General features: G+C 50.8%; 14 protein-coding genes. 10 read left to right on the top strand and 4 right to left on the bottom strand.

The annotated features are described in order from the left end of the window. Positions 1-26: 26 nt before the first annotated feature. Both EDM54_RS25385 and EDM54_RS25380 read right to left on the bottom strand, forming a co-directional pair. Entirely contained in the window at positions 27-620 is a 594-nt protein-coding gene (locus tag EDM54_RS25385; protein WP_024983690.1) for a hypothetical protein, read from the bottom strand. Next, the gene (locus EDM54_RS25380; RefSeq protein WP_024983691.1) at positions 620-1087 is read right to left on the bottom strand and encodes a hypothetical protein; all 468 of its coding nucleotides are present in this window, start codon (positions 1085-1087) and stop codon (positions 620-622) included. Before EDM54_RS25380 ends, EDM54_RS25385 begins: the two co-directional genes overlap by 1 nt. 222 nt (positions 1088-1309) lie before the next feature. Between EDM54_RS25380 and mltG the strand changes: the two genes are divergently transcribed. The 4 genes from mltG to EDM54_RS25360 all read left to right on the top strand — a co-directional run bounded on the left by mltG (position 1310) and on the right by EDM54_RS25360 (position 5731). Continuing rightward, a complete protein-coding gene (gene mltG, locus EDM54_RS25375; RefSeq protein WP_003387527.1) occupies positions 1310-2410 on the top strand; it encodes an endolytic transglycosylase MltG in 1101 nt (366 codons plus the stop codon). 67 nt (positions 2411-2477) lie between these two features. Continuing rightward, positions 2478-3113 (top strand): O-methyltransferase, encoded by a 636-nt coding sequence (locus tag EDM54_RS25370; protein ID WP_003387526.1) that lies wholly within the window; start codon positions 2478-2480, stop codon positions 3111-3113. Positions 3114-3179: 66 nt separating this feature from the next. Further along, positions 3180-3821: a uridine kinase gene (gene udk / locus EDM54_RS25365; RefSeq protein ID WP_003387525.1), complete on the top strand. Its 642-nt coding sequence runs from the start codon at positions 3180-3182 to the stop codon at positions 3819-3821. 116 nt (positions 3822-3937) lie between these two features. Next, entirely contained in the window at positions 3938-5731 is a 1794-nt protein-coding gene (locus tag EDM54_RS25360) for a peptidoglycan D,D-transpeptidase FtsI family protein (RefSeq protein ID WP_122959059.1), read from the top strand. Here the strand turns inward: EDM54_RS25360 and EDM54_RS25355 are convergent. Then, positions 5679-6176 carry a Mov34/MPN/PAD-1 family protein gene (locus EDM54_RS25355; RefSeq protein ID WP_024983692.1) on the bottom strand — a complete coding sequence of 166 codons (498 nt, stop codon included), beginning with the start codon at positions 6174-6176 and terminating at the stop codon, positions 5679-5681. The two genes, EDM54_RS25360 and EDM54_RS25355, sit on opposite strands and share 53 nt — an antisense overlap. A gap of 183 nt (positions 6177-6359) precedes the next feature. Here EDM54_RS25355 and EDM54_RS25350 point away from each other — a divergent pair, with 183 nt between their 5' ends. The 6 genes from EDM54_RS25350 (at position 6360) to EDM54_RS25320 (ending at position 12693) form a co-directional block, all read left to right on the top strand. Continuing rightward, a complete protein-coding gene (locus EDM54_RS25350; RefSeq protein ID WP_122959058.1) occupies positions 6360-7427 on the top strand; it encodes an HD-GYP domain-containing protein in 1068 nt (355 codons plus the stop codon). Between the two features lie 147 nt (positions 7428-7574). Further along, positions 7575-8141 carry a GNAT family N-acetyltransferase gene (locus EDM54_RS25345; protein WP_122959057.1) on the top strand — a complete coding sequence of 189 codons (567 nt, stop codon included), beginning with the start codon at positions 7575-7577 and terminating at the stop codon, positions 8139-8141. Positions 8142-8274: 133 nt separating this feature from the next. Beyond that, on the top strand, positions 8275-9993 hold the full coding sequence (locus tag EDM54_RS25340; protein WP_141334278.1) for a methyl-accepting chemotaxis protein: 1719 nt from the start codon (positions 8275-8277) through the stop codon (positions 9991-9993). A gap of 390 nt (positions 9994-10383) precedes the next feature. Next, a complete protein-coding gene (locus EDM54_RS25335) occupies positions 10384-11373 on the top strand; it encodes a hypothetical protein (protein ID WP_003387516.1) in 990 nt (329 codons plus the stop codon). A gap of 418 nt (positions 11374-11791) precedes the next feature. Then, on the top strand, positions 11792-12220 hold the full coding sequence (locus tag EDM54_RS25325; protein WP_003387514.1) for a sigma-70 family RNA polymerase sigma factor: 429 nt from the start codon (positions 11792-11794) through the stop codon (positions 12218-12220). A 263-nt stretch (positions 12221-12483) separates the two neighbouring features. Further along, on the top strand, positions 12484-12693 hold the full coding sequence (locus EDM54_RS25320; RefSeq protein WP_141334276.1) for a hypothetical protein: 210 nt from the start codon (positions 12484-12486) through the stop codon (positions 12691-12693). 230 nt (positions 12694-12923) lie between these two features. Here the strand turns inward: EDM54_RS25320 and EDM54_RS25315 are convergent, their stop codons facing one another. Further along, complete coding sequence (locus EDM54_RS25315; protein ID WP_122959056.1) at positions 12924-13319, bottom strand: hypothetical protein; 396 nt, start codon at positions 13317-13319, stop codon at positions 12924-12926. Positions 13320-13453 lie beyond the last annotated feature (134 nt).

Below are 13453 nucleotides of genomic sequence, written 5' to 3'. Positions count from 1 at the left end.
TTTCAGTTCTCTACTCTACACCATATCTATTGTTTGCGAATTGCCGGCTGGTTCTCATCCAAACGGTAGATCAGCCTGCCCTCTGCATCATAGGCCAGAAGAACGGCGGCTGCTTTCTCGTCCTTTCCAAATACACGGGCAAAGTGATACAAGCCTTTGATCGGCTGCATCGATTGCTTGACCCCGTCACTCCATTCGACGGTTAGCGTGCGGATTCGCGGGTCATTGACTTGGTCGACAGCGTAGCTGTACCAGTTGTCATCCTCCCGCTGTCCGCCCCAGCTCATTTTTAGGATTTCGTTCGGGTCAAAGGTATACCCACCGCCTCCGCCGCTGTTTCGCCAGAGAACGCCGAACGGCCGGTCCATGAAAAAATGGTGGTAAAGCTCATGCTCTTCATCGTAAAAAAGGACAGAGTACATGCTTCCTGTTTGAATCATGGATACCACCTCGATGGTATCGGAAGGTAAGGCCATTCCTTCAAGGGTCTGCCGAACAGCGGTTTTTGGCGACCACGGGCTTGGGTAGTAAAGCGGAAACAGGATCATCACGGATACGGCAATAATCAACCAGCGGATCAAGCGGTTTCTGCGTTCCCGCATTAGCAAGCGCTCTTGCATTATTCCATCCCTCCTTTGGCCAGGGGAACGGTAAAGGAGAAGGATTGGCCGTAGCTTTCGGCATATATGCGGATGGATTGCAGATCGGATGGAGCTTCTTTTATCAGGTAGTACCCTTTGGAAACAAACCAACTGATCGATTGTCCCCCTGATCTAACGTCTAGATCTTGACCCGTATCGGAAGCAATATTTACAAAGCTGGGAAGACTGGCCGATCCAGAACCGCGGCTCGTCATATAAACCTTCAGCGTGCTCCCGTCGTACCTGACTCCGTCCACCGTCAATTCCCGGTTATAATACGTTTGGGAGATGCCGGGACCTGGATAGAACGTGCCCTCCTTTTTGGCAGAACGTATTTCATCTGCGTTGGCAAACAGCACCGTGAACGAGGCGATCAAGAGAAGAAGGACTTGCCCCCCGAGACAAATAACCAAGAACCATTCCAGAAAGGTGAAAAAGCGTTTCATCCTGCAAAATTCCTTCCTAATTATTTGTTTATTTCTTCCATTCTTATTAGGGGAAATCCTGCTTTTTTCCCGGAAAATGCTTCTGCTCAGGAGTTGATGACAAGGTAGACATGCCTTCGGTATAATGAAACAGATAATGGGCGGTTACCTTTTACCCGATCGCCCGAGTGTGGCTTGCCGCAGAAATGGAGAAAGGCGCCACCAAGAAGGAGGACTCTTTTAGTGAATCCTATGTCAATCAAACACGACGACCAATCGAATTGGCCGCCAGTGCAAAAGCGGAGAAGGGGAGGCCGTTTTTTCCGTACAGTCGTCATCTTATTCCTGCTGGTGCTGCTCGGTACAGCAGGATTGATCTACTACGTGTATCAGGGCTTGCAGCCAGTGGCCGGAGAAGCCGTTATAAAAGAAGTGCAAATTCCGTCCGGTTCATCCGTAAAACAGATTGGCCGCATTTTGCATGAGAATGGATTGATACGGAATCCCGATCTTTTCGCATACTATGTCAAGTACAAAGGGACAGGCTCCCGCTTGCAGGCCGGAGACTATCAGTTCCAGACAGGGCAAACGATCGATCAGATGCTGCAAGCGATGGAAGAGGGAAAAACCGTCGTCAATGCGATGCGCTTTACGATCCCGGAAGGCTGGAATGTAGAACAGATCGCTGATCACCTGGCCGAGAAAGGCTTGGTAGACAAAGCAAAGTTTCTGCAGGAGGTAAACCAGGGCAGCTTCCCCGAGTTTCCGTTCGTCGCTGCGATACCGCAAAAGGAAGGGCGCAAGCATCGCCTGGAGGGGTACCTGTTTCCGGAAACCTATGAGATCAAGAAGGAAGCCGATGAGCACGAGATTATTTCCAGGATGCTGGCCCAGTTCCAGAAAGAGTGGAAGCCGGAATGGACACAGCAGCTCACGAAGCGAAAAATGACCATCGATGAGGCGGTTACCCTCGCTTCCATTATCGAAAGAGAGGTCGTCGTCGACAAGGAGCGTCCGATCGTAGCCGGCGTATACTACAACCGGATGCGGGAAGGCTGGCTTCTGCAGGCGGACGCCACTGTCCAATTCGTGCTCGGAAAGCAGCGGGACAGAATTACGTATGACGACTTGAAGGTAGAAAGTCCGTACAATACGTATCTGCACCCAGGCCTGCCTCCCGGTCCGATCGCCAATCCGGGCAGAGCGTCGCTCGCTGCTGCCGTATCGCCGGAGAGCCATGATTACTTTTTCTATGTCACGAAAAAGGACGGCACCTCGGAGCATTACTTCTCCAAAACGCTGGCAGAGCACAACGCACTGGATAAAAAGAGCCGGGGAAAATAGCAGCGTATTCTGCTATTGCAATGGCTTTGTGATATAATAATTCGGTTGTAAAAAAGGGGGTGACGTGATGATAACCAATCCTGCGATCGACGAATATGTATCGGGACTGGTTCCCCCGCGTTCTCCATTGCTGCAGCGCATGGAAGCAGAGGCGCAGGCAGAAGGCATACCGATTGTGCAGTTGCCTACTGCCCAGGTGATGCGGTCTTATCTGCAGCTTCACCGCCCGGAGCAAATCCTCGAAGTCGGAACGGCGATCGGGTATTCGACGATCTGGATGGCCGAAGCGGCACCGCAAGCGCGGATTGTGACGATGGACATCGACGAGGAAAGACTGCATAGAGCGAGAGCGAACTTGAGCGAGGCAGGCGTTGCAGACCGGGTAGAGGTTCTTCTCAAAGACGCTACGACCGGCCTTCCGGATTCGTATCATTTCGATTGTCTGTTTATCGATGCGGCAAAGGGACAGTACCGTGCGTTTCTGGACCTGTATCTGCCGCTGCTGCGGCCGGGCGGCATGGTGCTGACAGACAATGTCTTGTTCCGCGGTCTTGTTGCCACTCCGGAGGAAGCCGGGAAAAGACTGCGTCCCATGGTGGACAAGCTGATTGGCTTTAATCACTATCTGGCCCAGCATCCCGACCTGGAAACTGCGTTTATCCCTGTCGGAGACGGTCTGGCTGTCAGTTTTAAAAAAAGATAACAAGCGACAAAGATAACCTCGAACAAAACTGTTGAAGAGGGCTGCATGAGGAAGGGGATATGAATCATGGGTCACCCCGTTGTGATTGGGGTAGCTGGGGGCAGCGGTTCCGGCAAAACTACAGTAGCAAGAGAATTGTACCGACAATTTCAAAATGACAGCGTCACGATGATTGAGCAGGATTCGTACTACAAGGATCAGAGCCACTTGAGCCTGGAGGAGCGGGTGCTCACCAATTATGACCATCCGTTTGCGTTTGACAATGACCTCCTGCTGGCCCAGTTGCAAGAGTTGATCGAAGGCAGAGCAATCGAAAAGCCCATCTACGACTTCAAGGTGCACAACCGCAAGCAGGAAACGGTACGGGTCGAACCGAAGGATGTCATCATTTTGGAAGGCATGCTGATTTTGGAGGACCCCCGGATTCGCGAGCTGATGGACATCAAGGTATTTGTCGATACGGATGCCGATGTGCGGATTGTCCGCAGAATCGTACGGGATATCGAAGAGAGGGGCCGCTCTCTCGAGTCTGTCGTGAGCCAGTATCTGGAGGTTGTCCGCCCGATGCATCTGCAATTTATCGAGCCTACAAAGCGGTACGCTGATGTGATCGTCCCTGAAGGCGGATACAACCGGGTAGCCCTTGATTTATTGTCGACGAAAATACGCGATATCCTGCTGGAAAAGCAGCAGGTGGCAAATCGCTGAAAACGAATGTCGGAAACGAAAACGACGTGCAGAACACGCCCATCATGAGGCGTGTTTTTTGTTTCCGCCGCCTTCATTCGGGACATACTGGATGGAAAAGGCTGGAGGGATGAGGGATGCAGCTGGAGCGGAGGATGAAAAGAAGACAATTCATTTTGTTGCTGGGAATGACTGTTCTATGGCTCGGCCTCGTCGCGAGGCTGTGGTGGATTCAGGTGGGGGCGGCTCACCGCTTTACAAAGAGAGGCATCGATCTGGTGAAAAACGCGGTGAAACAGAGGCAACAGAGCATCGTCCTTCACAGCGGCAGGGGAGATATCCTGGATCGAAACGGCTACCGGTTCACAGGAGAAGAGCAGCTGGCGCTGATCCTGTTTCCACTGGCCCGCGGCAGCTTGAAAGGGACCGACGGATTAAAACAGGTCGCTTCGATTGCAGGTGTGAGCGAAGAGCAGCTGAATGACCTGATGAAAAACGCCAAGACTCCTGTGATGCTGAGAGATACGTCCAAACGCCTGGTGGCGCTTTCGGAAAAGCAGGCGGAGAGGATCAACAAGCTGGCGATCCCCGGGATTGTCTCATTGGCAGTAACGGAACGGTATCGGAGCGAAGAGGTTGCCAAACATGTGATCGGATATATCCACCGGAACCCGGAGCTGGTCCAATCGCTCTACCCGGATGAATGGAAGCAAGGGAAGAAAAATGCCGAGACTACGGTAGGGGCATCGGGTCTTGAAAGGAGCTTTGACAGGTTTTTGCAAGGAATCGAGCCATCTGTCCTGTCTTATTACGTGGATGGAGAAGGGAACCCGCTGCGAGGTCTGGATATCCGCTATACGAGTCAGCAAAACGAGTACTACCCGCTTTCGCTGCTTTCGACACTGGATGCCCAGATGCAGCGGAGCGTGGAGCGGATTATCGACCAGCGAGGCCTGAACGTAGGTTCAGTAGTCGTTCTGGACGTCTCCACTGGCGATGTTCTGGCGATGGCGAGCCGCCCCGCCTACGATCAGTCCAGGGTGGAGGCAGAGAAAGGGGATTGGCAAAATCGTGCGGTCAAGCAGCTTCCGCCGGGCTCGGTTTTTAAAACCGTAGTGGCTGCCGCCGCTCTTTCGGAGGGGATCATCTCGCCGACGGAACGGTTTCACTGCAGCGGCAGCTACGGCAAATACGGATTTTCCTGCTGGAAAAAGGAAGGTCACGGATCGCTGACAATGGACGAGGCATTTGCCCACTCTTGCAATATCGCGTTTGCAGAGATCGCCAAGCGGGTAGGCGGGGAAAAGCTGGAGGAGTATGCCCGGCGATTGGGATTGCTGACACAGGTAGGGGATCGTACAGCTCATCTGTTCAAACTGGAAGGCTTTCGCCAAATAGACGGCGAGGAAAAAGGGCGGGTCTATTTGGATGACGTGTCGCGAAAAGACGAAGGCGTATTGATTCAGACAGCAATCGGACAGCGAGATGTCCGAATGACCCCGCTGCAGATTGCCAATATGATGGCGACGATCGCCCGTGGGGGACAGCCGGGCCAGGCAAGGCTTGTACAGGAAATCACGTATAAAAACGGCCAATCGTTTTTTCGGTTTCCCGTTCAGTCCCTGGACGAAGCGGGAATTGATTATGTGACTGCCAAAAAGCTGAGAACACTATTGAGACTTGTGGTCACGAGCGGTACGGGGAAGCTTTTGAACAACAGCTCATGGCCGATTGCCGGCAAAAGCGGAACGGCTCAGACGGGAGCCGGGCATAACGAGAGAAACCATTTGTGGTTTGCTGGCTACGCTCCGGCTGACAACCCGCGCTATGCCATTTGTGTTGTTGCCGAAAATCAGCCGGTGTCGACCGGAAACAGGGCTATGGAGATTTTTCAAGACGTTGTTGAAGAAATTGCCGGTCGATCACTCTGAGATCCTTTACCTCGGAAAGGGTATCGCCAAGACTGTAGGCTCTGCCCTGCAATTGATTGCGCTTGTTTAGACCGACGATCAGCATGAAAGGGGAAGTGGACATGTACACAGACTGTGATGCCTTTTCCCAAATGGTCCGTCGATCCCCTTTGCTCGGGGACAATCGGCGAACCGTATGGCTGTGCCAATCTCCAATGTATTGCCACGGTCTGCGTCTTCGCTGTTTTCTCACCAGGTTGCGCAAATGCTGGTCGTCAAACATGATCGAGTGGGGCTGATGAATGGCTTTGGGACCAGGTCCGCTGGCATAGGTCACAAGCCATTCTTCTCTATCCTCGCTTATCGGATACCCCATCAGGACGCCGCCCGTCTCCAGATAGGGGTTTTTTCGTACGGCTTGCTCAATCTGCCGCCATACCTTTGGTGTGAGATACAATGAAGCCATTGCAGGAAAACCTCCTTCGCTGCAAATCCGATGCTTTTTATAAAGGCCGCCTCCTATCATATGACGAGATCAAGTCAGGTGACCCGGGTCAATTACCCATGTAAGGCAAAAAAAGGGTTGTAAGTCAAAAGGCGCTTTTCCTATAATTTAGGAAAAGAGTGTTGCAGGAAAGGTTTTGATCCTATGCCATTGGCTTCTGTTAATCTCTTGTTGGTTGGACGCGTCCTCGAAAAGGATTTGTATTCGCATAGCGGGATCCTCCTGCTGCAAAAAGGAACGGTTCTCACGGAAACGCATGTACAGCTTTTTCGCAAACAGCGGATCAATCATGTGCATATTACGGATCGCACCTGGTCCGAGGGGAACGGTGAAGAAATTTCTAATCAGCTGATGGATTTAGGGACGGATCAGGAAAGCGTGGCATTTTATTTGGAAGCGATGGAAGATACGCGCCGCTTGTTCGAAAGCGTTGAGCTGGAGCGAATGCCTCGGCTGGAGGAATTTACAGAAGCATTTCACAAAGTCGCCAATTGCACCAAAAAGCGAATGGGACTGTTTCGCTCCCTGTATGTACTTGAGGGAGCTGACAGCTATACATACCGCCATTCCATAAACGTCGGCATTCTCTCAACCTTGATAGCCCAGCTCCTCAAGTGGGACGACGAGCGCGTCAAGATCATGGGAGCTGCTGGCTTTTTGCACGATATCGGAAAAATGAAGGTTCCCAAAGAGATTTTGCTCAAGCCGGGGAAATTGACGGACGAAGAATTTGCCCAGATGAAGCAGCACACCGTCTATGGTAATGAGCTGATCAACGAGATGGAAGGATGCTGTGAAACTCTCTTGCTTTGTGCTCTGCTTCACCATGAGCGGCTGGACGGCTCCGGCTATCCGGAAGGAAGGACCAAGGAGAATATTCCGATTGAATGCCAGGTGCTTGCCGTTGCCGACATGTTTGACGCGATCTGTTCAGACCGTGTGTACAAGACCCGCACATCGCCCTTTGAAGCGGCCCAACTTCTGTGGAAATCGGCCTGTGAGGGGCTGCTCAACATTGAAATTGTTACCGTGTTTGTCCGCTACATTGCGCAGCTGTACGTCGGGGCCAGGGCAAGGCTGAATGACGGGGAAGAGGTCGAAATCATTCTCATTCATCAAGATGAACCGATGAGGCCGTTGGTCCGCAGGAAAAAGGAATTTGTTGATCTGCGAAACCACCGTTCGCTCACCATTGAAAAAATGATTGTATAGGCATTCGCCAGCAAGGAGGCGCTCTTTTTGAAAGAGCGTCTTTTTTCTATGGGATCGACCTTTTTTCATTGTTATGGCAAAATGGTATAGTATGTCTATACGTAGACAGAACACAGAGTTCTGACAGGGGAATGCAAGGAGGCAAACATGATACGATACGCGGCACCAGAGGACGCAAGTTGGGCGGCCCCTCTGATCTATGAAGCAATCGGGGATATTGCCCACACATTGACCGGAGCGGATAAACAGGATGAGGCCATTAAAGTCATGGAGCAGTTTTTCCGGGAAAAACAGAACCGGATCAGCCATGAAAATTGCATGATCGCCGTAGCCGAAGGGAAACCGGCAGGCCTTTTGATCAGCTATCACGGGAGCAGAACCGAGGAGCTGGACAGGCCATTTGCCAAGCGCTTGGAACAACTAACCGGAACAGCTCCCATCATCGTCAAAGAAGCACGCTCAGACGAATATTATCTCGATACGCTTGTCGTCGACCCGAATTATCGGGGAAAAGGCATTGGCACGCGGCTTTTGGCCAGTTTTGAAGAGGAAGCGATACGGCAGGGGTATGAACGGACAGCCCTGCTGGTGGAAAAAGACAATGTTCGCGCACGCCAGTTATACGAGCATATCGGGTATCAGACGGATGGCTCGTTGATGGTCAGCGGGCATTTGTACGATCATATGGTCAAAATGCTGGCAGTCCCGATCTAGGACGTTCATGCAAAGGACGTGGCCCCCGATTTTCCTGCAGGATCACGGGGGCTTTGTTTTATCTATCAATATATTGGTACTATCTTCCTTGTGAAAATTATGATAATTGGGTACTATGGAGTAGGGGTTTATCTTGCATGATATACGGAGGATGATGAATTTGTCGCTGTCTATTCGCAACAAGTTATTGCTGGGATTCTTGGGTATCGTGCTCATGTTTGGGATTACAAATGGCGTTGCTTATTTATTTATCAAGCAGCTCAATGATTCCTATGCGGAACTGCTTGGCAAACGGGTCCAGGTTTTGGAAAATGCAAAAGAAATCCAAAACAGTGCTTCACGGGAAATTTCCACGCTACGGGCCGTTCTGTTGGCCGAAGCGAATTCGGCCGGTACTATGGACGAAGCGATTGAAACTCTGGATGCCACGATCAAATCGACTGTTGAATTGGTTTCTACGGAGGAAGAAAAAACACTTTTGGAAAGCCTGCAGCGTTTGAATGACCAGTATAAGGAAAAGGCTGTCCAAGTCGAAAAGCTGATCGGCACCAATGATTGGGAGAACGCAAAGCGGGTCGCTCTCAACGATGCCATGCCAGTCTCCCGCGAAATCAGAAATTTGGCAAATTTGCTCGTGGACAATGAAAAGAAGCTGATGGAAGCGGAGACCTTGCAAAACAGCGAGCTGGTTGAGCAGATACGCAATACAATCAAGATCATCAGCTTGGTCGCCATTGCCTCAGCGATCGTCGTCGGCTTTTGGCTCTCCCGCCATATTTCCAAGCCGATCGTTCAGTTGACCGCTGCGGCAGAGCGGGTCGCAGCCGGCGATTTGACAGTTGCGATCGGGCGCGTCAAAAATCGTGACGAATTGGGCAAACTGGCGCAGGCCTTTGGGCAGATGGTGAAAAATCTCCGCACGCTGGTGACGGAAGTAGTGGGCAATGCGCAGCAGGTCGCCGCTTCATCCGAGCAGCTTACTGCCAGTGCAGAGCAGACCACTCAGGCGACCAACCAGATCGCGTCTGCTATTCAGGGAGTCGCTCATGGAGCGGAGGTACAGGGCCGCAGCGTAGAAGACAGTGTCCGTCTCATTACCGAGATGAATTTGGGCGTCCAGCGGGTAGCACAAACAGCAGCGAACGTAGCCGAGGTTTCCGTCGAGACGTCGAAAGAAACCGAGCGCGGCAATGAAATGATTCACAGGGTTATCGACCAGATGCAGACGATCAGCGATGCCGTCGGGCAAACTGACCAAGTGGTCAAGAGGCTGGAGCAAAGATCCAAGCAAATCGATGAGATCATCCAGGTCATTACCGGCATCTCCGATCAGACCAACCTGCTTGCTCTGAACGCCGCGATTGAAGCGGCACGAGCGGGAGAGCACGGTAGAGGCTTTGCAGTCGTGGCAGATGAAGTGCGCAAACTGGCCGAGCAGTCCAAGAACTCTGCCGAGCAAATCGCCAATCTGATCCGTGAGATTCAATCTGATACGTCCCATGCCGTTGCTGCCATGGAACAAGGACAGAAGGAAGTAGCCGCAGGCAGGGAGATTGTCGAAGAGACAGGAGCAGGCTTCCAGCGCATTTTCCACGCAGTCGAGCAAACCTCTGCGCAAATTCAGGAAGTGACCGCAGTCGCCGAGGAGATGACCGCCAGCTCCGAACAAATCAAGGCGTCTATCGAGGAGATGGCCCGAATTGCGGAAGAGTCGGCAGCCAATTCGCAAAATGTCGCATCCGTTTCCGAAGAACAGCTCGCCTCCATGCAGGAAATTGCGGCGTCTGCCGGGGCGTTGGAGAAAATGGCAGAGGAGCTGCGAACGCTGGTCTCGAGGTTTCGGGTGTCGTAGCATTCAAAGGCAGAAGGCCGCATCAGGCTAAGCGAAAAGCCTGAAGGCGTATATAGAGTACCACCAGGAGAGGACACTCGCGATACATGCGAAGGGTCCTCTCTTTTTGTTCAGCCGCATCCATCGTTCATAACCGAATTTCACAGCCGGCCCAAAATGTCCATCCAGAACAGGTAACCGAACTGAGGGACATTGGTGAAAAGAAGAACTAGTCGGTAGGCCCCACAATGAGAAGAAACTCCCTCACAAGACCTGGTAGTATGGAACGAACCTGGGGATCTATGAGGAGGCACAGAGGCAGGATATGGTAGAATGATAGAAGCGCGCTGCGGCATATGTCATAGATGTGCCGACGCGAATAAAAAAGGAAGTAAAGGGGTCGCCGTACAAGTGAAAAAGAAACATGTGGTCATCATCGCTGCTTTACTGATACTGATAGCGGCCGGCTTTGCCGTATGGTCTTTTACCGCGGTTCGGCTCGCGGAGGGGTACGTGTACGAAGAGGAGAACCGGGTCCTGCACGCCAAGGTCATTCCGGGAAAAGAGAACGTAACCGTAGAACTACAGGAAGCGAAGGTTGAGACGATCGACGATCTCCCGGCAGTGACAAACACCACCTATATTTTTACAGGCTCTTTGGAAGAGGGGAAATTGTCACTGACTACACAACAGGGGCAAGCCGTTGCCGCAGCAGTGACGCCGGACGAGCTCGTCTTCCATGGGCAATGGCTGGAGCAGTATGAACCGGAAACGAAGCTTGTGGCGACACAAACAACGGCCTACAATGAAAAACTTGTGGCTTTGAATCAGCGGGTCAGCGAGAGAGCGGAGGATATCAAAAAGCAGCGGGCCGAGCAAAAAGCGAAGGAAGCGGCGGAATTGGCAAAAAAAGTGGAGCAGCTGACAAAGCTGGAGGCGGATATCGCTGAAAATGTGAAGTATTTGTCCGATTTGAACGTTTCCGAGGATCAGGCCATTTACGAACAGCACCTCGCAGATTTGCAGGCGCTCTCGGAGGAAATAGCGGCTTTGGGTCAAGACACAGGCATGTCAGAGGTAAAGTCATCCATGGTGGCCAGCATGAGCGCAGTTATGGATGGTATCCATGTGCTCGATGCAAGCATAGGGCAAAAGGCCAAGTCGATCAGCAATATTATCGAAATTATGCAAGGCGATTTGAATCAGGCTGAGGTATTGTGGAGTCAGGTAAAAGAGCAGATCGCCGACAAAGAAAACCGCACGAAAAAGTACAACGAAGTGGCTCAAGCCGGAAAGGAAGCGCTCGGGAAAGCAAAACAGGAGCTGGCGGCAGCGAATAAAATCTTAAACGGCTACAAGAGCAAGGCCGAGGGATACTACCGCAAGGCGACGGCGAATTGACGCATTCGATCCAGAAAGAGACGTCAGCTCTATGGATTAACCGGTTATCGGTGGAATTAAGAAATGACAAGCAGTGGCAAAAAGGAAGAGACACAGAAAGCAGACAGTACTGACAAGCAGGCTTATTTTGTCTTTCCTTACGATTCCGACAAGAAGACAAGACAAACCGATAATCCCAAGTAGCAAGGGAACCAAAATAAACCATATATTCTCGATGATGATGATATTCTCACCATGTCTGAACATGCGTATCCTCCTTTGCACAGTGACTCATCAGTGCTTGGCGAAGAAAGTGTCGTAGGTGCAAGCAAAGTGGAAACGATCATTTTTCCCTGCGGTTTCCCTGTACATGCACGAGTAGGCAATCGCCCACATAAGGATAGAAATAAGCGCATATCCTTCGTGGGAGGTGGCAAGCGTGTCCAGCATCTTTGCGGCGCTTTCTCTGTTTATCAAGGAAATCATGCTGTTCGTGGCCTACGTCAAAAACAATGCTTTTCCCCAACCGCTGCCTGACACGGAAGAGGAAAAGTACCTCCGGCTGATGGCCAAAGGCGACCCGATCGCCCGGAATAAGCTCATTGAGCACAACCTGCGGCTGGTTGCCCACATTGTGAAAAAATTTGAAAACACCGGCGAGGACAGCGAAGACCTCATTTCCATCGGAACGATTGGGCTGATCAAGGCCATCGAGAGCTACCAGGTGGATAAGGGGACAAAGCTGGCGACGTATGCAGCGCGGTGCATTGAAAACGAGATATTAATGTCAAAGGAGAGCCTAAGCTCTCCTTTGTTTGTTATGTGCTTTGAATCTTTGGGAACTATTCATTACGCACTGCCTCTGTGAGTTCCTCCATAATTGAAGCAATCTCTTTTTCTCTGTCGTAGATGATGCTTTCACGACCAACTCCAACATAACAACTTTCTGTAGATATTCTTTTTCGTCAAAATGATATGTGGTGAGAATTTCTTCGCCTTTCTCACAAAAAACGAGTTCAGCTTTTGTTCCTTTTTTCCACTTGGAGAAATTTATCTGGCTGTAATCTGGATCGACAGCGTTCTCAATTAATTCCGATGGCCAAGGGGAGCTGGAAAGAAAAGCGTGGCATTTTGATTGCATTCTTGGGACCGGATGATGACGCCACCGATTTCCTACCGGCGGAACTTCCGAAAAGCCGGTTGAAGGGACAACGAACCAGCCTTAACCGGCGCTCGCTGGTCGAGGTTCCGCGAAGCGGGAGAAGTACCTTGAGCGACTACTACGCTCCGCGCTTGGCGGACATGAACCCGAATGAGGAGGGACAGCAGCATGCGAACTGAAGCACTAAATGGTCTGAAAAAAGGCGATATAGTCGAGCACGCAAATCAAATTGCCATCGGAGCAAGTGGAAGCACTTGAATCATGGAATTGTCGATGATATCTCGTTATCGGGAAAGTCGGTGTATGTTCGATGATTTGGGGAAGATGGGAAGTCATTTCACTGGGCGAAATACGATCATTGTCTAATTGTTAAGCGTGGATTGAAAGGCTGATTTAAAAAAATCGGTAATTAAAGAAAGCTTGTTGTTATGTTAATGGAGGAGTTAGACAATGTTTGATCACCAAGTGCTTGTACGTGGATATGATCATGAAGAACGCGATTTCCAAACTTCCATGTCAATGTCCATCCATCACTTCCGTCCTTGTCATAACCGATTAGTTCTCTTTGACCCCATGTTTGGGTACCGGTTGGGATCAACCAGAACAGCACTGTTTCAGTATTGTTGGCTTTAACAAAAATGGTCATCTCATCAACGCCTTTTGGCACTCTCCACCAGTTACCTATCTTAGGTAAATCAGTTGAGACGTGTAATATTTCAGCATGCTTTTGAAATGTAACTATTTGGTCAGGTGCAACTTTATTGGGGAAAATGAGTGCCAGGATAATACTGCTCAGAACTAACATGAACGATCACCTCGAAAAAAGTTTCCCCAACCATGATATTTAACAAAATGTAGCGTAGTGCTTAACAGAAAAAAACCGTAAGGTCTTTTATAACAAATTGCTTCATTTTCCGATAAAAACGCGCCACCTCGGCG

The sequence above is a fragment of the Brevibacillus borstelensis genome, from assembly GCF_003710865.1.
Taxonomy (GTDB): Bacteria; Bacillota; Bacilli; order Brevibacillales; family Brevibacillaceae; genus Brevibacillus; species Brevibacillus borstelensis.
Note: the sequence above shows the minus strand (reverse complement) of the source record. Positions and strands in the feature narration are given on the sequence as shown.